The organism is Jejudonia soesokkakensis (assembly GCF_042664795.1).
GTDB classification, from domain to species: Bacteria; Bacteroidota; Bacteroidia; order Flavobacteriales; family Flavobacteriaceae; genus Jejudonia; species Jejudonia soesokkakensis.
In genome coordinates, this window is record NZ_JBHTBN010000001.1 from 160,388 (window position 1) to 181,920 (window position 21,533).

The window sequence follows — 21,533 nt, forward strand, 5'->3', positions numbered from 1 at the left end:
CGTGATAATTATAAGAATATGCACAAAATAGAACATATTGGAATTGCAGTTAAAAATCTTTCCGAAGCAAATAAAATTTACAAAAGCTTATTAGGACAGGAGCATTATAAAACTGAAAGGGTTGAAAGCGAGGGGGTAGAAACTTCATTTTTTAAATGTGGTGAAAGTAAAATAGAGTTGTTGGAAGCTATAAATAAAGATAGTGCGATTGCAAAATTCATAGAAAAAAGAGGAGAAGGCATCCATCATATTGCTTTTTCCGTAGATAATATAGAACAAGAGATTGTTCGTCTTAAAAAAGAGGGATTTGTTGTTTTAAACGAAACGCCTAAGAAAGGAGCTGACAATAAATGGGTGGCATTTTTACATCCTAAGTCTACCAACGGAGTATTAGTCGAATTGTGTCAAGAAATGAAGTAATCTATAGTTTACCCAATATTAACGTGAAATTGTTTGAAAAAAACAGAAAGTGTTTATATTTGCAAACTGTTTTTAGCAACAATCAATAGAATTAGTGTTTTAAAAACGAATAGGTCCTATAGCTCAGCTGGTTAGAGCACCTGACTCATAATCAGGGGGTCCATGGTTCGAGCCCATGTGGGACCACTTTACTAGTAATTAGTTTTTTTGACATACAATTTTAAAAGGTTTTTTCAGTTATAACATACTGATAGTACCGTATTTATTTGGTCATTTTAAAAAAATTAGTACATTAGACCCCTATATGCGATCCCAAATCGTCACTATATTAACCATTATGTTTAGTTTTCTGAGTACAGCTGCTGTATTTGGACAGCGCGCTGGTGGTCCAGCTCCTCCTGAGCCAGCTTTACGTCCTCCTGGCGGTCCAGTACCTCCAGAACTTCCCATAGACGATAATTTGATAATTCTTTTGTTTGCAGGTATTGTAATAGGTGTGTGGTATTTTTATAAAAAGAGAAAGACTACAAATATCCCTCACTAAGTCTTTTTAGGTATTTTCCCACAACGTCAAACTCCAGGTTTACGATGCTTCCTTTTACACAATTTTTAAAAGTAGTGTGTGCATATGTATAGGGAATGATGGCAACACTAAACGAATTTTTTTCTGAATTCACCACTGTCAAACTCACTCCATTTACCGTAATAGAGCCTTTTTCAACAGTTATGTTCCCTAAAGTTTCATCATAATTAAACGTAAATAACCAGCTGCCGTTTTCCTCTTTTATAGAGGTACACCTTCCAACTTGATCTACATGCCCTTGTACTAAATGCCCGTCAAGCCTATCACCTAATTTCATAGCGCGTTCAAGGTTTACCAAATCATCAATCTGCAGGGCATCAAGGTTAGTTTTTTCAAGTGTTTCAGAAATAGCAGAAACAACATACGAGTTAGTTTTTAGTCCCACGACCGTTAGACAAACTCCATTATGAGATACGCTCTGGTCAATTTTAAGTTCCGGAGCTAAAGAGCTCTCTACTTCTATGTGTAGATTTCCATCTTCCCGTGTAAGATTTTTTATTTTTCCTAAGGTTTCAACGATACCTGTAAACATGCTTATTTTGGTTACATTTGTAATACAAAAATACGAATTCTAATCCTAGAGTATCATATGAGTCAACAAGAAAATATACGTGTAGGAATATCGATAGGGGACCTTAATGGGATAGGCAGCGAAATTATCTTAAAAACATTTGAGGATAAAAGAATGTTAGAGTTTTGTACTCCTGTTATTTTTTGTTCAGTAAAGGTAATGTCATACTTCATAAAGCATTACGGACTTACTATTAAGGTTCAGGGGATAGATAGCCCAGATAAAATCATTGATAAAAAAATTAATGTATTAAATGTGTGGAAAGAACCTGTTGATATTCACTTTGGAGTAGAAGAAAAACAAGCAGGGGCGTATGCTATCAAATCGTTGGAGGCGGCAGTATCAGCATTGAAAAAAAATCAAATTGATGTATTGGTTACTGCACCCATCAATAAATCTAATATTCAATCTAAAACATTTTCTTTTCCCGGTCACACAGATTATTTAAATCAAGAATTAGAGGGTGACAGTCTTATGTTGATGATTTCAGAAACACTACGAATAGGTCTACTAACAGACCATGTGGCTGTTAAAGATGTTTCAAGCCACATCACGCGCGAACTTATTGAAAAGAAAATAAATACAATCAATAAGACTTTAATTCAGGATTTTGGAATTGAAAAACCTAAAATAGCAGTTCTCGGGTTAAATCCCCATAATGGAGATAATGGGGTTATTGGGAATGAAGATGACACTGTGTTGAGACCTACCCTTGACAATCTCAGGAATAATGGAAAACTTGTTTTTGGTCCGTACGCAGCCGACAGTTTTTTTGGATCAGGAAACTATAAAAATTTTGATGTTGTGATTGCCTCTTATCATGACCAAGGACTTATTCCATTTAAAACACTTGCTTTTGGGAACGGAGTTAATTATACCGCAGGATTAAGTCATGTTCGCACGTCACCAGATCATGGAACAGCCTATGATGTAGCAGGAAAGGGAGTAGCTAATTATGAGTCTTTTAGGCAGGCAATTTATAGCGCTATAAAAATCTTTAGGAAGCGAAAAGAGTACCAGGAAATTTCTAAAAATCCACTTGAAATTAAGCCAAAAAGAAGCTTTTCAAAAAAGAAGTGATTAAAGCTTTTCGTTACAAATAATTTTTTATCTTTGCACCCGCCTTATTTATAAGGTGATTGAATTAACCTGGTGTGATAATGAAGGAACTGAAAGAATTTACAATCCCTTTTGTGGGATTAAAATTAGGAGAACACCATCTTGATTTTGAAATTACAAAATCGTTCTTTGAGCATTTTGAGTATGACGAATTTAATGATGCAAACATTAATCTCGACGTGCTTTTGGATAAAAAAACAACACTATTAGAGTTTACATTAAACTTTGACGGATTTGTAAATGTACAATGTGATATTACCAATGAGCCTTTTGATCAGGCCGTAGATGGAACCTATCATTTTGTAGTAAAGTTCGGTGAAGAATTTAATGATGAGAATGAAGATCTTTTGATCTTGCCTCACGGAAGCTTTGAAGTAAATATCCAGCAGTATGTGTATGAATCTATTGTGTTGGCAATGCCTTCACGGAAAATTCATCCGGGAATTGAAGACGGCACCTTACAAAGTGATATACTTGAAAAACTTGAAGAATTAAGCCCAAAGATTGCTGGTAATGAAACCAAATCTGAAGGCGATGCAACAGACCCAAGATGGGACTCATTAAAAAAACTATTAACGGATAAATAATATAAGTAATGGCACATCCTAAAAGAAAAATCTCCAAAACAAGAAGAGATAAAAGAAGAACACATTACAAAGCAACTGCTCCACAAATTGCTACAGATCCTACAACAGGAGAAGCGCATTTGTACCACAGAGCACACTGGCACGAAGGTAAATTATACTACCGTGGACAAATTGTAATTGACGCTACTGAAGAAGTAGAGGCATAATCGCTTTTTTTACGATACAATATAACTCTCGCGCTTCCGTGAGAGTTTTTTTGTTTTCAGTAATCAAAAAATGTCAAAAAAGGTTAATTTTGATCTCTTTTTGATTAAATTTTAGTATTTTTCCTTCCTTTTAGAGCAATATTTATAGCTTCAAAAGAAAAATAAAAAGAATTTATGAGTACAATCACAGCTGCAATTACTGCTGTAGGAGGCTATGTTCCAGACTACGTTCTTACCAATGAAATTTTGGAGACGATGGTCGATACTAATGATGAATGGATTACCGCCAGAACAGGAATTAAAGAACGAAGAATTTTAAAAGAAGAAGGGCAAGGTACTTCCTATCTTGCTATAGAAGCTGCAAAAGATTTATTAGCAAAAAGCAATACAGATCCAAAAGATATTGATATGGTGATTATGGCAACCGCCACACCAGATATGCCGGTCGCAACCACAGGCGTTTACGTAGCCACACAAATAGGAGCCGTAAACGCTTTTTCATTTGATCTTATTGCTGCTTGTTCAAGTTTTCTCTTCGGAATGTCTACCGCAGCAAAATACATAGAGTCGGGGCGTTACAAAAAAGTACTTTTAATTGGAGCCGATAAAATGTCCTCGATTATTGATTATACAGATAGGACGACTTGCATCATTTTTGGTGATGGAGGAGGTGCTGTACTTTTTGAGCCTAGTTCTGAAGGATTAGGCGTCCAAGATGAAATTTTAAAGACCGATGGAATTGGCAGGCAAAGCCTTAAAATCGATGCAGGAGGTTCTATTTTACCAGCCTCTGCAGAAACAGTTGCCAATAAACAGCATTACGTATTCCAAGATGGAAAAACCGTATTTAAATTTGCTGTTTCCAACATGGCAGATGTGAGTGAAAAAATAATGCACCGAAACAACCTAAGTGGAGATGACGTTGCCTTTCTAGTTCCACATCAGGCAAACAAACGAATTATTGACGCGACAGCCAAACGCATGAATTTACCCGAAGATAAAGTGATGATGAATATCCATAAATATGGAAATACTACCTCCGCTACCTTGCCACTGTGCCTTCAGGATTATGAAAAACAACTTAAAAAAGGAGATAATCTAGTCTTCGCCTCCTTTGGGGGAGGATTTACATGGGGTGCCATTTATCTTAAATGGGCCTACGACTCAAAATAAAACCAACTAAGAGTATTAAACAACTAAGAATATGGAAATAAAAGACATTCAAAATTTAATCAAGTTCGTAGCAAAATCTGGCGCTAGCGAAGTAAAACTTGAAATGGAAGACATTAAAATTACCATTAGAACAGGAAGCGACGGAAAAGGAGAAACAACTTACATTCATCAAATGCCAGCAATGGCGGCAGCACCTCAAGCTCCTCAGGCACCAGCTCCTCAGGCGCCAGCTCCTGCCCAACCAAAAGAAGCTGCTCCAGACGAGAATTCAAAATACATCACCGTAAAATCTCCAATTATTGGAACTTTTTATCGCAAACCCTCTCCAGACAAGCCAGTATTCGTTGAGGTGGGAAGCCAGATAGGTGCTGGAGATGTTTTATGCGTGATTGAAGCCATGAAACTGTTTAACGAAATAGAAAGCGAGGTTTCAGGGAAGATCGTAAAAGTTCTAGTAGATGATGCATCCCCAGTAGAATTTGACCAACCACTATTTTTGGTAGACCCATCATAAGTTTAAAAATTCCAAATTCCAAAAACCAAACATCGAATAGAGTTTGATATTGGGGTTTTAAAACTCAAAAAATATGTTTAAAAAAATATTAATTGCCAATAGGGGAGAAATTGCGCTTCGCGTAATTCGTACCTGTAAAGAGATGGGTATTAAAACTGTGGCTGTTTATTCAAAGGCAGACGAAGAAAGTCTACATGTTAGGTTTGCAGATGAAGCAGTATGTATTGGTCCTCCTCCAAGTAGTGAAAGCTACCTTAAAATGTCTAATATTATCGCGGCAGCAGAGATTACAAATGCAGACGCAATCCACCCAGGATATGGTTTTCTTTCTGAAAATGCTAAATTTTCAAAAATCTGCGAGGAGCACAATATTAAATTTATTGGTGCTTCGCCAGAAATGATCAATAGAATGGGGGACAAAGCCATGGCAAAATCAACAATGATTGCTGCAGGTGTACCCTGTGTACCCGGAAGTGAAGGAATTATCGCCAATTTTGAAGAGTGTAAAAAAGTTGCTAAAGAAACCGGATATCCGGTAATGCTAAAAGCCAGTGCAGGTGGTGGAGGAAAAGGAATGCGAGCTGTCTGGAAAGAAGAAAATCTTCAGGATGCATGGGAGTCTGCTAGACAAGAAAGTAAAGCAGCTTTTGGAAACAATGATATGTATATGGAAAAGCTTATTGAAGAGCCTCGCCATATTGAAATTCAGATCGTAGGCGATAGTAATGGAAGAGCTTGCCACCTAAGTGAACGTGATTGCTCCGTACAAAGACGTCACCAAAAACTTACCGAAGAAACCCCAAGCCCTTTTATGACAAAAAAGCTTCGGGACGATATGGGAAAAGCTGCGGTAAAAGCTGCAGAATATATCAAATATGAAGGAGCAGGAACGGTAGAATTCTTAGTAGATAAACACCGAAACTTCTACTTTATGGAAATGAATACCCGTATTCAAGTGGAGCACCCAATTACAGAACAGGTGATTGATTTTGACCTTATCAGAGAGCAAATACTCGTGGCTGCCGGCGTACCCATTTCAGGAAAGAACTATTTGCCTAACCTGCATTCAATTGAATGTAGAATTAACGCAGAAGATCCATACAATGGTTTTAGACCATCTCCCGGTAAAATTACTACGTTACACGCTCCGGGCGGTCATGGTGTGCGTTTGGATACGCATGTATACGCAGGCTATACCATTCCGCCTAACTACGATTCGATGATTGCCAAATTGATTACTACGGCACAAACAAGAGAAGAAGCGATTAGTAAAATGAAACGAGCTCTGGACGAATTTGTGATCGAAGGAATCAAGACCACCATCCCATTTCACCGTCAGTTAATGGATCATCCAGATTATGTCGCCGGAAATTATACGACTGCATTTATGGATACTTGGAAAATGGACGAACCTGAAGAAGAGGAATAAATAATAACCTTATTTAAAATAACTAGAGCATCAACTTATGTAATAATAAGTTGGTGTTTTTTTATGGCGCTCCCCAGTGGTATACCACTGGGTCACGTGCTCCACTATATCTTCTATAAATAGAAGGGTGCCGTTGCGCCCGTTAGCGCAGTCAAAACATTTAACTATCTTGCTATTATGAATCTTTCGTATTGGGAACATACTACGTGGCTTTCAGATATTGATTTTGCTGTAATTGGTAGCGGAATTGTAGGGCTTAGCTGTGCACTTACCTTAAAGGATAAACATCCCGAAGCTAAAATCGTTGTGTTTGAAAAAGGAATGTTGCCTAGTGGCGCAAGTACAAAAAACGCAGGTTTTGCCTGTTTTGGAAGTATTTCTGAAATAGTGGATGATCTTACTACTCATTCAGAAGATGAGGTAATTCAATTGCTAAAAGATAGAGTGAACGGTCTCCAGCTACTCAGAAAGAACTTAGGAGATGCCGCTATTGATTTTCAGAAATATGGGGGATATGAACTTTTTGATACAAATGATGTAGAAACTTACAATACTTGTTTAGAACACATTCCCTATATAAATAACTTACTAAAAGAAGTGTTTTTTAATAAAAAAGAGGTTTTTTCAGTAAAAAAAGACCCTTTTTCGTTTAAAAATGTTCAAAAAAACCTAATTTTTAACTCAGAAGAAGGACAGTTGAATGCCGGAAACATGATGCAGTCTCTAATTCAAAAAGCTTCAGAAAAAGGTATTTTTGTATTAAATTCGGCTGAAATCACTTCATTTTCAACAAAAAATGACCAAATTTCACTTATTTTAAACAATTCCGAAGAAATTTCAGTAAAAAAAGTATGTATTGCCACAAATGGCTTTGCAAAACAATTTTTAAATGAAAAAATGGCGCCAGCCAGAGCACAAGTTCTTATTACACAACCTATCTCAAATTTAAAGCTAAAAGGTACTTTTCATCTGGATAAGGGCTACTATTATTTTAGAAATATCGACAACAGAATTCTACTGGGCGGAGGTAGAAATCTAGATTTTAAAACCGAAGAGACTACACAATTAGGACTCACTGAGTTGATTCAAAACAAACTAGAACAATTACTCACCACAACAATTTTACCCGATATCCCGTTTAAAATTGAACGACGTTGGAGTGGAATTATGGGAGTTGGACCGAAAAAAAAACCTATTATTAAAGAAGTTCAACCAAATATTTATTGTGGTGTACGATTAGGAGGAATGGGAGTTGCTATTGGCAGTATCATAGGAAATCAACTCGCCAAACTCGCGGCTAAATAAACCTATAAGTATATGATAAAGAAATTCTTTAAATTTATTTTCAAGGTCGTACTCGGATTTTTCATTCTAACTATTGCATGGGTTTTACTCTACAAATTTGTTCCTGTACCGTATACTTCTTTAATGGCCATTCGTGCCATCGAAGGAGATGCAAATTACCAACAAAAACATGAATGGGTGCCCATAGAGGAAATATCAAAAAACTTACAATTAGCAGTTATTTGTGCAGAGGATCAGAATTTTTTAATCCATAACGGATTTGATTATGAAGCCATCGAAAAGGCATATGAGAAAAATAAAAAAAAGGGAGCGCGACTAAGAGGAGCTAGTGGTATTTCACAGCAAACCGCAAAAAATGTGTTTCTATGGCCAGAACGTAGTTGGTTTAGAAAAGGATTGGAGGTGTACTTTACTTTTTTGATGGAAACTCTCTGGAGCAAGGAACGAATTCTTGAGGTATATCTTAATAGTATCGAAATGGGAAATGGCATTTATGGTGCAGAAGCAGCGGCAAATTACTGGTTTAATACCTCGGCAAAAAACCTTTCACAACCTCAAGCAGCTGCAATTGCTGCAATTTTGCCTAGTCCAAGGACATATAGGGCAAGTCCAGCTTCAAATTATATTGAAAAGAGAAAAGGTTGGATTGTAAATCAGATGCGAAATTTTGGTACATTTAATCTTTCAGAAAAAGTAAAGAATGACGGTAAAAGAGATTAAACAACACTTACTCGACCACTGCAAATCGACGGTTGAAAAACGATATCAAAAAATAACTCAGACAATCTCAGACATACAAGAGTCCTTACTCGAGGAAGATAAAAGTAGTGCGGGCGACAAGCATGAAACTGGACGGGCGATGCTTCAGATCGATCGTGAAAATGCAGGGAAACAGTTACAGGAGATTGAAAATATTCAGAAGGTATTGCCAAAAATAGATGTGAACGCCACATCAGATTATGCACGACTGGGGAGCTTGGTGTATACAGATCACGCCACCTATTTTATAAGTATTTCTGTGGGTGATGTATTGGTAGGTAAAACACATTATTTATGCGTTGCTCTACATTCGCCCATTGGTAGCTTCCTTTCAGGAAAGAAAAAGGGAGATGAGTTTACTTTTAATGCTAAAATGTATAAAGTGACAAGTGTCAAATAGTTAGTCTCTGGGCAGATAGGCATTTGGAATAGGATGATCTGCATCTTCACCCATCCAGTAAATATTGACAATCCACCATCGGTTGCCATCATATAGCATCTGAATGCTGTTAATACCTCTCATAAATGGAATGGAATCGTTGGCCGTTTTAAAGGACTCATAGGTAGAAAAAACATGAGCAATATTTCCAAATTGCTCTGTCACACGGTGCAATTCGTTTTCAAAAAAACCATTTTCCAATAACCACTTTCCCGATGTATTAATGTAGTCTTCTATCGTTAAATACCGAATACCCTCAACACCCTGCCTGTTGTTACCCGTTGGAATTAATTTTGCATCTGGCAAAAACAAATATTGGAATAACTCCCAATCTCGTTCTTCTCCTTTTTCACCACTAATTACTGCGTAAAGGGTTTTGATGGTACTGTCTATCGTCTCAACTTTGGTCACGTAACTTTCTTTTTCTTGTGCAAACAAGGAGGTACAAAATACAAGGACTAATAATATAAAAATTTTTTTCATTGTAGTTTTGTTATCAGGGGTGTATGTATTTTACCGTTTCAATTTTAAATATACGGTTTCTTGGCTTATTCTTTCTGAAGCATTAAAATAAACCACTTCATTTTCAAACTTTCCTTCGATTAGATAGTGACTTCCCTTAAAGTATTGTTTGGTAATTTGAACTTTCAGCGTTGTTTTTACTTCGGAAAGGACTAACTGATATGGAAGTAGAATCAATTTTTCTGAAGGTTTTTCTGAAGAAAACAAGGTTGAAGGAAGCACGGTTACTTCTCCAAAGAATCCTGCCTGATACACACTTGAAATATTATTATATACTGTTTTCGTTTTTCCGAAGGCATCAATTGTACCCTCTTTTAAAATACAAATTACATCTGAAAAAGCCAGGGCCTCGTCTGCGTCATGTGTTGCGGTTATGCACGTAATATCTTTGGATTTTAAGTGGTGATATAAATTTCTACGTAGCTTATTTTTTTGAAAGGTGTCAATATCACTAAAAGGTTCATCCAGCAACAATAGCCGTGGCTCTTCTGCGAGTGCTTTTGCTATGGCAACGCGTTGTTTTTGGCCTCCACTAAGGTTTTTAACCAAAATATCTTTATAAGCAACCAAATCCACCACTTCGAGCAATTCTTTAACACGTTTTTCATCCTGTTCTTTATTTTGACGAGAAAGGTGTGTCGCGATATTTTCAGTTACAGAAATATAGGGCATTACATTAAACTCCTGAGCTACGAGTTTCATGTTTTTTTCTCCAGGAATAAGATTTTCTTTTGGGCCCAGTAGTTTTTTATCGTTCCATAATATTGAGCCTTCCTCTAATTGGAGCAATCCGTAAATAAGATGTAATAATGTCGATTTTCCGCAGCCACTTTCTCCCAAAACAGCAAGATGTTCTCCCTGTTGTAATTGAAATGAGATGTTTGACAAGGTGGGTTTCTTATCATACGCAAAGGAAAGGATTGATACATTTAGCATAAAAAAAAGAAAGGTTGCCACGTGGACAACCTTTTAAAAATTTTGGTTATACTTTATTGCTTAACATCATCGTTAACCTTTTCGGGCAATACCTCATATCCCATATTGTATAATGTAAATCCGAAGATGTCTGCATATTGTTCGATAGTCTTACTCACTGGAGTTCCTGCACCGTGACCGGCATCGGTTTCAATTCTAATTAAAACCGGATTATTTCCCGCTTGCTTTTCTTGTAATTCTGCTGCAAATTTAAAGCTATGCGCAGGAACTACTCGATCATCATGATCTCCTGTAGTGATTAAGGTAGCAGGGTATTCGGTTCCTGCTTTTACATTATGAACAGGAGAGTATCCTTTTAGGTACTCAAACATCTCTTTACTGTCTTCGGCAGTACCATAATCATACGCCCAACCAGCACCAGCTGTAAACGTATGGTAGCGAAGCATATCGAGAACACCTACGGCAGGCAGTGCTACTTTCATCAAATCAGGACGCTGTGTCATAGTCGCTCCCACAAGCAATCCTCCATTTGAACCTCCTCTAATAGCAAGATAATCTTTAGAGGTATAGTTGTTTTCAATTAGATATTCTGCAGCTGCGATAAAGTCGTCAAACACGTTTTGTTTTTTCATTTGTGTACCTGCATCATGCCATTTCTTACCATACTCTCCCCCTCCACGCAAATTAGGAACAGCGTAAATTCCACCCTGTTCCATCCAAACAGCATTAGTAATACTGAAACTTGGCGTTAAACTGATATTAAATCCCCCGTATCCATATAGTATGGTTGGGTTTTTACCATTCAACTCAATTCCTTTTTTATGTGTTATGATCATAGGGACTTTTGTACCGTCCTTTGAGGTGTAAAATACCTGCTTACTTTCATAATCTTCAGGATTAAAATCGATTTCAGGCTTTTTATACAATTCAGAGGTACCTTCGGCAATATTATACTTATAAATGCTTCCTGGAGTCACATAGTTTGTAAAAGAATAATACAATTCTGTGTCTTCTTTTTTAGCTCCAAATCCACCAGCACTTCCAACGCCTGGTAATTCTACATCACGTATTAATTTTCCGTCGTAATCATACTGCTTTACCTTACTAACAGCATCCACCATATATTCGGCAAAGAAATTTCCACCAGCCGTACTCGGACTTAAAACATTTTCGGTTTCTGGAATAAAGTCCTTCCAATTAGATGGAGAAGGGTTGCTTGCATCCACAGTAACCACCTTACGGTTAGGAGCATTCCTATTTGTAACTATGTAAAGCTTAGAACCCACATTTTCAATCACGTATGAGTCGGTATCTGCATTATCTAAAATAGTAATAAATTCACTGTTGAGTTTTGTAAGATCTTTCATAAAGAGTTTATTTCCTGAAGTAGAAATACTCGCCGTAACAAAAAGATAGTTTCCATCTTCGGTAACATTACCCCCTACATACCTGTGCTTTTCTTCGGGTGTGCCACCAAAAATGAGGGCATCACTTTTTTGAGAAGTTCCTAATTTATGGTAATATAATTTGTGCTGATCTGTTTTTGCAGAAAGTTCACTTCCTTTTGGTTTATCGTAACTAGAATAATAGAATCCGTCGTTGTCTTTCCATGAGATTCCGCTGAATTTTATATCTACTAAAGTATCTTCTACGATCTCTTTGGTTTCAGCATCCATAATTAATACTTTTCGCCAGTCGCTCCCACCTTCAGAAATGCTATAGGCAGCCATTTTACCATTCTTTGAAAAGTTTAATCCTCCCAAGGAAATCGTTCCGTCATCTGTAAATGTATTGGGATCTAGAAATATTTCAGCATTGTCCGGACCTTCTGTAGTTTTATAACGATAAATCACATACTGATTTTGGAGCCCGTTATTTTTATAGTAATAGGTATAATCCCCTTCTACAAAGGGTGAACCCACTTTTTCATAGTTCCACAGATTGGTTAGGCGCTCTTTAAGCTCTGCTCTAAAAGGAATATTGTCCAGATATCCAAAAGTGGTCTTATTTTGGGCCTTTACCCAATCTCCAGTTTCTTCGCTCATATCGTCTTCTAGCCAACGATATGGATCTTTAATTTCTTCTCCAAAATACGTATCAACTGTATCTACTTTTTTCGTTTGAGGGTATTCCACTGTGATAACTTCTCTATTTGTTTCTTTTGTTTCTTCTTTACAGGCTATAATTGTGAGAAGCCCAAGAACAGGTAGGATTAATTTTTTCATTTTATTTCTGAATTGATAATGGTAAAAATACTAAATCCTTTGGCATGCAACCGAATAAAATGGTAGAAATGCAGATGATATTAGTGGAAGAGCTGTCTGTACGATTGCCAGTACTTATAAATAAGAATGGCATTTAGTGCTACAATAACGATGGCTACCCAAATGCTGGACACATCTAAAAATAAATGAAATAATAGGATATTTATTGAGATGGGAGCTAATACTAATAACGCAAAAGGCACCCATTTTCTGAAAAGGAGTAAAAGTCCTATGCATATTTCTAACACAGCCACAACGTATAATACATATCCAGTAGATTGAAGCGACTCCATAAAATTAGCAGCAGCGGGTGGCATACTAAAAATAGGTAAAAAGGGGTATATTTTATTGGCTCCGAAGACCAGTAGTAATAATGCCAATATCATGCGAAGCAGTTTTGTAAAAGTAGAATTCATAGTGAGGATGGTTAAAGTTTATACTTTTAAAGATAGTAAAAAATAAAAAAGCCAGCTTAAAAAAAGCTGGCTTTCAATTAAATAAAAAAAGGTTATTTTATTTTTTTATAAATTTTTGAGTCATTATGTTTCGTCCATCTACAATCCTTAGAATATAATTCCCAGCTGTTATTGGAGATACATCTACTGTTGTAGTGTTTAATTTTCCATTAAGAACTCTTTTTCCACTTACATCAAACACAGTATAAATAGGGTTTTCTAAATTCAAAGTTGTACTAAGGTTTAAAATTTCTGTAGTGGGATTTGGATACACAATTAAATTAGAAACAAGCGTGTCTTCTAAGCCCAGTGTTTGTCCTTCAACAACACTAAGAGTACTGTTAATCGTAGGATTTTCAATGATGTCTATATTTCCTGAAGGCCAGTATATAGTAATGCTTTCTATTGCATCATCTGTGCCTAAGCCAAAATGAGTATTCAAACTACTCATATATCTAAATCCTTCTCCGCTTCGAACATCTCTAATTTGATTTCTAGATTCTGTCACTATTTCAATTCTAGCACCAATTCCATTTATATTACTATCAGTACCTATCGTATTTATTTTTATCCAATTGTTGTCATTACCATTATTACGATAAATACGACCTATGTTTCCGCTTCCGTTATCTTCTACTGCAAAGGCATCAATGTCACCATCATTATCTAAATCGCCAAAACCACCATTATTAAATGATAGTACATTTAAATCGATAGTTGTAAAGGTATTGTCTCCATTACCATATAAAATATTTCCATTTGAAGCAATGTCTAAATTTCCATCGTTATTGAAATCTATAGGTGTATTTTCTATCCCTGTTTGTGCAAGTGCACTAACTCCAGAGTCTAAAGTAATATCTAAAAATGTTCCATCTCCATTGTTCTCCATCATTTTGTGTGATCCAGAGCTAGCTCCTACAAACACGTCCATATCCCCATCATTATCAAAATCACCCCATGCACTAGACCAAGTCTGAATTTCATCTCTTAAGCCAATAAGTTCACCAACTTCTGTAAAATTACCATCTGCATCTCTTCGATGCATAACATTAGCAGGTCTATCGCCAGAACCTCCACATTTTGCGATAAACATATCTACATCTCGATCATTATCATAATCAATCCATACAGATCCATAATGACCACCAGAAGGGAAGTCTCCTAAATTAAAATTAGAGCCGTTTACCTGATTAAATTGTAGATTCCCGCTTCCATCGTTGATATAATAAACATTAGGTGCAACATCATGACAAACAAAGGCATCTAAATTTCCATCGTTATCAATATCTATAAAGTTAGAACGTTGTGAAAAAACATCTTCAGGACCAGATACTTCAATAAAGCCATTTCCCGTTCCATTTGACCTCATAAAAGTTACTCCATTTCCATCTCCGTATAATAAATCAGTAAAACCATCTCTGTTATAGTCTGCTGCAGCCATACTCCAGAATGGGAAAAAATCTGCAGCTGTGGTTGCTATGTTTGCTTCTGTAAAAGAGCCATCATTATTTTGATAAAAAATATTGACATTGGTAGTTGATATACTAACTACATCATCAAGAAAATCTCCATTCATGTCTACGACACCTCTAAAGGTTCCCGATTCGTCAATGGTTGTAGCATCTTGTGTAAAGATTACTGTTTGAGCTTCAAATACTCCAGTAAAAGCAAGGAGAGGTAATAAAAGTAAAGTAATTTTTTTCATAATAGATTGGGTTTAATCACAATTATTTGACAGCGATTCTATCCACTGTTCTACAAGTTCTAAGTGTTCTTCATGCTGTAAGGTTCTACCTAACAGCGGCATTCTGTACTGAGGCAGTGTTGTTTGTAGGCGGAAATATACTAAAGAATTATCAATATTCCCAGGTTCTACTAACTTTGTATAAGGAGGGATGGCAGTATCTGGATCAACACACACTCCCATATTCACATCATCTTCTGTTAAATCAAACTGAAAACGAAGGGGTCTATAGTTACAATACCTTTCAGCACTATGACAATGAGCACAATTAATATCTACATAAGATCGCATTCTTATATCTAAAGGCTCTGAAGTATCTTCCCAGTCGACAACAGTGGTAATATTTGAAGGCAATGTATTTTCTAAATAGCCATTTCGAACAAATTCTTCCAGCTGATTCTGCGTACCACTCTCATAAGGGTAATTACTATTAATATTCTGCGGCTTTAGTCCTATTGGAATTGGAACATCTGCCGTATTATGGCATGTAAAGCAAGAAGATTCTGCCGGAATTCGGTAAGATACATTTCTAGTTTGACCATTTAAATTCCAGGTAATTTCTTTCGTTTCGCCACTAAGGTCAAAAAATGCTTCAGACTGTTCGTCATTCCAAATATAGGTAGCGAAAATCCATCCCGTTTCTTTTCTAATCATCAAACGGGTTTCTATATTTCGCCTTTCATTTTGAGGCAAAACGTCGTTGTAATAAAATGCTTTTATCAAAATAGATCCCACAGGAAAACCAAGCGGCTCATGATCTCCTTCATAGGTAGCAATTACATTATTTGGCATCCACACAAAACGTTTCTTTTCTGCATAATCTGAAAATAATGAACTAATAGGCTTATAGGGAATCACCCCAAAATTGGGGCTTTGATCTGCCAGATCTCCCTCAAAAAAATTATAGTCAGATAGCTTTGGGTAAGGCATTTCAGATAGATTGAAGGCTACGGTAGAAGAACTGGAAACACTAATTAGCACATTTGCTGTTCCGCAATCGGTACCCTCCTCATTGCAAATAGTGTATGTAAATGAATCTTCCCCAGTATAATTTGGATTTGCTTCGTAGCGTATAAGGTCATCACTAGGGTTTCCTGGAGTATTATTAGGGTCTATTACCATAGCAACACCTTGGGAGGCTTCAGAAGTTGTTAGTATGCCTTCCGAAGGAATATTTAAATCATTTACAAAAACATTGATATCTACAAACCTATTTTGAGATAGCTGTGCAAAATCTTCAGCAACTATGATATTTAAAGAGATGTAGGCATCATCATCTTCTTTACAGGAATAAAGAAAAAGAAAGAGTACTAAATAAAGGACAAGGTATTTTATTTGGGACACCTGTAACTGCATATTCTTTGTTTGCAGAGCAAATGTAATTAAATATATAATATACTGGTTGTTAAAATTTTATCTAAAAAGTGTCTTGTAAGCATCCCAATTTTGGTAAATTAAGCAGGCATTAACTATTGCAACAACCAAAGCTGGTCCTATGTTTGGAAAATTTACCATTAGGTGAAAAGCTACAATATTTATTGAAATAGGGACCAGCATTACCAAGGCAAAAGGCACCCATTTTTTTAAAACGAGAAGTAACCCCACAATTACTTCGGTGGCTCCAACCATATTCATAATGTATCCATATCCTGCACCAACATCTCCATGTCCAGAAAATCGTAATGCTTTAAAGAGATGGTCTGCTTCGGGATACCCTGTAAAATCGAAATCTGGCATGAACCAGAAAAATTTATTTAAACCAAACGCCAAAAGCAATAGTCCTAGTCCAATTCGTAGGACAAGATGAAAAATTTTCATGAGTAGTGTTTTTTAGTTGATACCATCAATAAGACGCACCCAATATAAAACACTTACAAAATAGTACCCTAAATCAATTTGTTTTCAACCAGATACTCTGCAATTTGTATCGCATTGGTTGCAGCACCTTTTCGTAAATTATCGCTCACAATCCACATATTTAATGTGTTGGGCTGTGTTTCGTCTCTTCGAAGTCTACCTACAAAAACATCATCCTTACCATTGGCATACATTGGCATTGGATAGGTATTGGTATCTGGGTTGTCCTGTAGCGTAATTCCGGGAGTGTCATTAAGCATTTTTCTCACTTCGGTCAGCTCAAAATCAGCATGAAACTCAACATTAACCGATTCGCTATGTCCTCCAGCTGTGGGGATACGAACCGCTGTAGCAGAAACTGAAAAAGTTCGATCATTCAAAATTTTTTGTGGCTCTCTCGCAAGTTTCATTTCTTCCTTTGTATAGCCGTTAGCCTCAAAAACATCACAGTGGGGGATCGCATTTTTATGAATCGGATACGGATATGCCATTTCTCCTTTAGTGCCTGTAATTTCATTTTCTAATTGCTGCACTGCTTTTACCCCAGTTCCAGAAACAGACTGATAGGTAGATACAATCACACGACGCATCTTATATTTTCTATGTAGTGGCGCTAATGCCATTACCATTTGTATAGTTGAACAATTGGGATTGGCAATTATTTTATCTAAAGCTGTTAATTCTTTTGCATTGATTTCTGGCACTACTAACTTTTTATCCTGATCCATTCTCCAGGCCGATGAATTGTCAACGACGGTGATTCCAGCGGCAGCAAATTTAGGAGCCCATTCTTTTGAAGTGTCACCCCCTGCAGAAAAAATAGCAATCGCTGGTTTTGCATCTATGGCATCCTGCATGCCTACAATTTTCACTGGCTTTTCTTTAAATAGGATTTCTTTTCCAACAGACTTTTCAGACGCTACTGGAAGCAGTTCTGTTACAGGAAAATTTCGTTCCTCTAAAACTTTTAACAACACGGTGCCCACCATTCCTGTCGCACCTACAACAGCTATTTTCATGGTCAATAAATTTTAGTCAAAAGTACTATTTAAGATTTAAATCTTTCCGAATTAAAAAAACAAAAAAAAGACCCTCCATAGCCTTGGCTATAGAGGGTTTAATTATACAAAAGTAATGTAGCGGTGCGCTATTTATTTTTTAAGAGCATCACGTATCTCTTTTAATAAATCAATTTCGGTTGGGCCAGGAGGTGGTGCTGGAGCTTCAGCTTCTTTCTTTTTACGAACCTTAGCGTATGCTTTTACAATCATAAACAGTACAAAGCCTACAATAATTAAGTTAATAATGGCATTTACCCATTTTCCATACATGACTGCATTTTCTGGTTTTTCAACAGTTCCGTCTGCTGCAACTACCGCTTCAGAAAGTACATATTTCATATCGGCAAAATCGATACCGCCAGCGAAATGACCTACTACTGGCATCATAATATCGCTCACAAAACCATTTACTACAAGGCCTACAGCCCCTGCAAGAATAACGGCTACCGCAAGGTCGATCACGTTGCCCGTCATAATAAAATCCCTGAATTCTTTTAACATGTTTTAGTTGATTAAGAGTTAATAGATTTCTAAAATACTAAAAACGTAAATACTTTTGTACAATCGTAAGAGGATTGGAGCCTATTTTCGACAAACAACACGTTTTACTCGTTGAGAAATAGCTGTGAGTAGTTCGTAGGGGATAGAATGAATCACTTCGGAAAGTGCTTCGGCTGTAGGAGCATTTCCAAAAACAATCACCTCATCGCCTTCTTTACATTCTATTTTCGAAATATCGACCATGATCATATCCATACAAACATTACCTACAATAGGTGCTTTTTGACCATGAATAGAAACCCATCCCTTTCCATTTCCATACCCTCTGCTTATGCCATCTGCATGTCCAATAGGCAAGGTGGCGGTTTGCATAGCTTGAGGAGCGATAAAGGCTCTGTTATATCCTACAGACTCTCCAGCAGCAATAGTATGAATTTGAGAAATCACCGTTTTTAAGGTAGCTACAGGTTTTAAATTGGCAGTTTCCTGTACGTCATTTCCAAAACCATACAATCCAATTCCAGTGCGTACCATATCGTATTGTGCTTCAGGAAAATTAATAATTCCTGAAGTATTTAAAGTGTGTTTAAGAAATGGATAAGGTAGTATTTCTGAAAGAGCTTCGGAAAGTACCGCAAATTCTTTTAATTGTTGTTTTGTAAACGCAGCCTCTGAAGCATCTTCACTCGCTGCTAAATGTGAAAATACAGAACGTACCTTAATACTTTCGGTACTAGCAAGTATGTGAGTAATATCTGAAACAGCTTTAGAAGCAAAACCCAACCTGTTGAGTCCTGTGTTAAATTTTAAATGTATAGGGTAGTTGGTTTGATTTTTATGTTCAGCAAAGGAAATAAATTCATTGAGCATCTTTTCAGAATAGATACTTGGCTCGAGACACCTGTTTACAATCACATCAAAATTTTCAGGAAGCGGGTGTAATACTAAAATAGGTGTTTCAATTCCAGCATTTCTTAAGGCCTCTCCTTCGCTGGCATAGGCTACTGCAAAATAAGAAACGTTTAATTTGATCAATTCTTTCGCAACTTCTACAGCTTCGCTTCCATATCCAAATGCTTTTACTACAGCTAAAACTTTCGTTTTGGGATTCAGCTTCGAGGTAATGTAATTATAATTGTGAGCAAGGGCGTTGAGGTCGATCTCAAGAATGGTTTCGGTAGCTTTTGCCATTACGCCTGCTTTTTGGTAGGAATTTCCTGAGGGTCCTGCACATTCATTTTCTTCACTTTTTCACGAAGCATCGCCTTATAAAAAGCGGCACGACTTAGGGGTTCGTATTCTTCAGTCTCTCCCAGTAACACCAAATCGTCACTTTGTGCTTTTCTATAACTGTAATTAGCTAGGTTTCCTGTGCGTGTGCAAACGGCATGTACTTTGGTAACATATTCGGCTGTGGCCATCAAAGCTGGCATAGGCCCAAACGGATTCCCTTTAAAATCCATATCAAGTCCGGCGACAATCACCCGAACACCTCTGTTTGCAAGATCGTTACAGACCTTTACGATCTCATCGTCAAAAAATTGAGCTTCGTCAATTCCTACTACGTCGCAGTTATCTGCCAAGATGGGGATATTGGCTGCCGCAGGAACAGGTGTTGAACGTATTTCATTACTATCGTGCGAAACGACCATGTCTTCATCATAGCGCACGTCGACATTGGGTTTAAAAATTTCAACTCGCTGTCGCGCAAATTTTGCTCGTTTTAAACGACGAATTAGTTCTTCCGTTTTACCCGAAAACATAGAGCCGCAGATCACTTCGATCCAGCCAAATTGCTCTTTCTGATTTACGGTATTTTCGAGAAACATAGTAGTGGTGTTAGAATAAAACTAAAATCTTTGACGTTTATTGAAAGGATGCGTAAATTTATAAAAACAAAAACACAAAAGCGCGGTAATTTTAAAAGTTATGAAGAAAGAAATTCAAGAGAAGATAAAAGCACTGGCAACACAGTTACTTGCAGAAAGTACGACCGAAACAACTTCGAATCTAAAAAATCGAGTGGCTGCATTGTATGAAAATTTAAGCGTGTTAGCATATCTAGAATCTCAAATTGAACCTTCTGAAACATTTTCTGAACAAACAATATCAAAGGATTCAAAAAGTTATCGAGAAGCGAATTGGTTTGTGGAGCCAGAGCCTGTGCCTCGCCCAGAGCACAAAGAGGAATTGGTAGAACCACTTATGGAAAAGATCAAAGATCTGGTCGCTCAAATGCCAGAAGAATCACAGCAAATGGATGCATTGCTAGAAGAAATTCTCCCTAAAAAGAAATATATAAAAAATGACCTAGAAGAATTCGCAGCCAATTATCAGCAAACACCCACCTTTGAAAGAAAAGCAAGTCCGTCATCACCTCCGATATTGTCAGAAAGAGAGCCGGCAAAAAGTAAGGATATGCCAAAAAAATCTGATGATCTGGTAGGAGAAACAATATCACAGCCAGACAGACCAAGATCCATCAATGATTCGGTGCAGAAAGGGTTAAAAATTGGTTTAAATGATCGATTGGCTTTTGTAAAACACTTATTTGACGGGAAGACAGAGGACTATACTCGCGTACTTTCACAAATAGATACGATGAACTCCTGGGAAGAAGCTGCCACTTTTATAAAAGGAAAAGTAAAACCAGACTATAATTACTGGATGGGCAAAGAAGAATACAGTGAACGTTTTATGAATCTTGTCGAAAAAAGTTTTTCGTAAATGAGAACCCAAAAGAGTATCTACTGGATTGCAACAGCAGCACTTTGCCTGCTTTTTTTGTATTCTGCAGGGATGTATTTTATAAACACGGAGATGGTCAAAGGCTTTTTTAAATCATTTAACTATCCTTCTTATCTCGTCATTCCGTTAGCGATTGCTAAAGTAGTAGCAGTAGGTATGATCGTATGGCGTAAAAGCAAATGGTTGACCGAATGGGCCTATGCAGGGTTATTTTTTGACTTAATTTTGGCTTTTTTAGCACACTATAAGGCAGCCGATGGCGGAACGATTTTACCACTTGTAGGTATGATTGTACTGCTGCTTAGTTATTTATTCGGAAAGGACGTGAGGTATAACTAAT

General features: G+C 36.9%; 25 protein-coding genes and 1 tRNA gene. 14 read left to right on the top strand and 12 right to left on the bottom strand.

The features are described from left to right. Positions 1-18: 18 nt before the first annotated feature. The 3 genes from mce to ACFQO1_RS00755 all read left to right on the top strand — a co-directional run bounded on the left by mce (position 19) and on the right by ACFQO1_RS00755 (position 964). Complete coding sequence (gene mce, locus ACFQO1_RS00745) at positions 19-420, top strand: methylmalonyl-CoA epimerase (protein WP_380215712.1); 402 nt, start codon at positions 19-21, stop codon at positions 418-420. 112 nt (positions 421-532) lie between these two features. Then, a tRNA-Ile gene (locus tag ACFQO1_RS00750) sits at positions 533-606 on the top strand. 118 nt (positions 607-724) lie between these two features. After that, on the top strand, positions 725-964 hold the full coding sequence (locus ACFQO1_RS00755) for a hypothetical protein (RefSeq protein ID WP_380215714.1): 240 nt from the start codon (positions 725-727) through the stop codon (positions 962-964). Here the strand turns inward: ACFQO1_RS00755 and ACFQO1_RS00760 are convergent. Then, positions 945-1,535 carry a riboflavin synthase gene (locus ACFQO1_RS00760; RefSeq protein WP_380215716.1) on the bottom strand — a complete coding sequence of 197 codons (591 nt, stop codon included), beginning with the start codon at positions 1,533-1,535 and terminating at the stop codon, positions 945-947. The genes ACFQO1_RS00755 and ACFQO1_RS00760 overlap by 20 nt on opposite strands. 57 nt (positions 1,536-1,592) lie before the next feature. On the opposite strand from ACFQO1_RS00760, the gene pdxA reads away from it, so the two are divergent. The 9 genes from pdxA (at position 1,593) to ACFQO1_RS00805 (ending at position 9,066) form a co-directional block, all read left to right on the top strand. Continuing rightward, positions 1,593-2,654, top strand: coding sequence for a 4-hydroxythreonine-4-phosphate dehydrogenase PdxA (pdxA, locus tag ACFQO1_RS00765; RefSeq protein ID WP_380215718.1), 1,062 nt, complete (start codon positions 1,593-1,595; stop codon positions 2,652-2,654). 80 nt (positions 2,655-2,734) lie between these two features. Then, the gene (locus ACFQO1_RS00770) at positions 2,735-3,280 is read left to right on the top strand and encodes a YceD family protein (protein ID WP_380215720.1); all 546 of its coding nucleotides are present in this window, start codon (positions 2,735-2,737) and stop codon (positions 3,278-3,280) included. A gap of 8 nt (positions 3,281-3,288) precedes the next feature. After that, a complete protein-coding gene (rpmF, locus tag ACFQO1_RS00775) occupies positions 3,289-3,486 on the top strand; it encodes a 50S ribosomal protein L32 (RefSeq protein ID WP_100802749.1) in 198 nt (65 codons plus the stop codon). 174 nt (positions 3,487-3,660) lie between these two features. Continuing rightward, positions 3,661-4,659, top strand: a complete 999-nt coding sequence (locus ACFQO1_RS00780) for a beta-ketoacyl-ACP synthase III (protein WP_380215722.1) — start codon at positions 3,661-3,663, stop codon at positions 4,657-4,659. 31 nt (positions 4,660-4,690) lie between these two features. Then, on the top strand, positions 4,691-5,173 hold the full coding sequence (accB, locus tag ACFQO1_RS00785) for an acetyl-CoA carboxylase biotin carboxyl carrier protein (protein ID WP_380215724.1): 483 nt from the start codon (positions 4,691-4,693) through the stop codon (positions 5,171-5,173). A gap of 73 nt (positions 5,174-5,246) precedes the next feature. Continuing rightward, positions 5,247-6,602, top strand: coding sequence for an acetyl-CoA carboxylase biotin carboxylase subunit (gene accC, locus ACFQO1_RS00790; protein WP_380215726.1), 1,356 nt, complete (start codon positions 5,247-5,249; stop codon positions 6,600-6,602). Between the two features lie 177 nt (positions 6,603-6,779). Further along, positions 6,780-7,907, top strand: coding sequence for an NAD(P)/FAD-dependent oxidoreductase (locus tag ACFQO1_RS00795; RefSeq protein ID WP_380215728.1), 1,128 nt, complete (start codon positions 6,780-6,782; stop codon positions 7,905-7,907). Between the two features lie 12 nt (positions 7,908-7,919). Then, positions 7,920-8,627 carry a monofunctional biosynthetic peptidoglycan transglycosylase gene (gene mtgA / locus ACFQO1_RS00800; protein ID WP_380215730.1) on the top strand — a complete coding sequence of 236 codons (708 nt, stop codon included), beginning with the start codon at positions 7,920-7,922 and terminating at the stop codon, positions 8,625-8,627. After that, positions 8,608-9,066: a 3-oxoacyl-ACP synthase gene (locus ACFQO1_RS00805; protein ID WP_380215732.1), complete on the top strand. Its 459-nt coding sequence runs from the start codon at positions 8,608-8,610 to the stop codon at positions 9,064-9,066. Before mtgA ends, ACFQO1_RS00805 begins: the two co-directional genes overlap by 20 nt. On the opposite strand, the gene ACFQO1_RS00810 is transcribed toward ACFQO1_RS00805, so the two are convergent. From ACFQO1_RS00810 to ACFQO1_RS00860, 11 genes are all read right to left on the bottom strand, one after another. Then, entirely contained in the window at positions 9,067-9,588 is a 522-nt protein-coding gene (locus ACFQO1_RS00810; protein ID WP_380215734.1) for a hypothetical protein, read from the bottom strand. It abuts the gene before it with no gap. Between the two features lie 30 nt (positions 9,589-9,618). Continuing rightward, positions 9,619-10,584, bottom strand: coding sequence for an ABC transporter ATP-binding protein (locus tag ACFQO1_RS00815; RefSeq protein ID WP_380215736.1), 966 nt, complete (start codon positions 10,582-10,584; stop codon positions 9,619-9,621). Between the two features lie 32 nt (positions 10,585-10,616). Continuing rightward, positions 10,617-12,788 carry a prolyl oligopeptidase family serine peptidase gene (locus ACFQO1_RS00820; protein ID WP_380215738.1) on the bottom strand — a complete coding sequence of 724 codons (2,172 nt, stop codon included), beginning with the start codon at positions 12,786-12,788 and terminating at the stop codon, positions 10,617-10,619. An 80-nt stretch (positions 12,789-12,868) separates the two neighbouring features. Continuing rightward, positions 12,869-13,243: a DoxX family membrane protein gene (locus ACFQO1_RS00825; RefSeq protein WP_380215740.1), complete on the bottom strand. Its 375-nt coding sequence runs from the start codon at positions 13,241-13,243 to the stop codon at positions 12,869-12,871. Positions 13,244-13,340: 97 nt separating this feature from the next. Further along, positions 13,341-14,987 (bottom strand): FG-GAP-like repeat-containing protein, encoded by a 1,647-nt coding sequence (locus ACFQO1_RS00830; RefSeq protein ID WP_380215742.1) that lies wholly within the window; start codon positions 14,985-14,987, stop codon positions 13,341-13,343. 12 nt (positions 14,988-14,999) lie between these two features. Beyond that, entirely contained in the window at positions 15,000-16,382 is a 1,383-nt protein-coding gene (locus ACFQO1_RS00835; RefSeq protein WP_380215744.1) for an Ig-like domain-containing protein, read from the bottom strand. A gap of 57 nt (positions 16,383-16,439) precedes the next feature. Then, positions 16,440-16,844, bottom strand: a complete 405-nt coding sequence (locus ACFQO1_RS00840) for a DoxX family membrane protein (RefSeq protein ID WP_380215746.1) — start codon at positions 16,842-16,844, stop codon at positions 16,440-16,442. A 68-nt stretch (positions 16,845-16,912) separates the two neighbouring features. Beyond that, positions 16,913-17,902 carry an aspartate-semialdehyde dehydrogenase gene (locus ACFQO1_RS00845; protein ID WP_380215748.1) on the bottom strand — a complete coding sequence of 330 codons (990 nt, stop codon included), beginning with the start codon at positions 17,900-17,902 and terminating at the stop codon, positions 16,913-16,915. 132 nt (positions 17,903-18,034) lie between these two features. Next, complete coding sequence (gene mscL / locus ACFQO1_RS00850) at positions 18,035-18,445, bottom strand: large conductance mechanosensitive channel protein MscL (protein WP_380215750.1); 411 nt, start codon at positions 18,443-18,445, stop codon at positions 18,035-18,037. 81 nt (positions 18,446-18,526) lie between these two features. Next, the gene (alr, locus tag ACFQO1_RS00855) at positions 18,527-19,636 is read right to left on the bottom strand and encodes an alanine racemase (RefSeq protein ID WP_380215752.1); all 1,110 of its coding nucleotides are present in this window, start codon (positions 19,634-19,636) and stop codon (positions 18,527-18,529) included. Then, positions 19,636-20,274, bottom strand: coding sequence for a thymidine kinase (locus tag ACFQO1_RS00860; protein ID WP_380215754.1), 639 nt, complete (start codon positions 20,272-20,274; stop codon positions 19,636-19,638). The genes alr and ACFQO1_RS00860 overlap by 1 nt, the downstream gene beginning before the upstream one ends. 100 nt (positions 20,275-20,374) lie before the next feature. On the opposite strand from ACFQO1_RS00860, the gene ACFQO1_RS00865 reads away from it, so the two are divergent. Together ACFQO1_RS00865 and ACFQO1_RS00870 are read left to right on the top strand one after the other, a co-directional pair. Further along, entirely contained in the window at positions 20,375-21,172 is a 798-nt protein-coding gene (locus ACFQO1_RS00865; RefSeq protein ID WP_380215756.1) for a hypothetical protein, read from the top strand. Continuing rightward, positions 21,173-21,532 carry a DoxX family protein gene (locus ACFQO1_RS00870; RefSeq protein ID WP_380215758.1) on the top strand — a complete coding sequence of 120 codons (360 nt, stop codon included), beginning with the start codon at positions 21,173-21,175 and terminating at the stop codon, positions 21,530-21,532. It abuts the gene before it with no gap. Position 21,533: the final 1 nt, after the last annotated feature.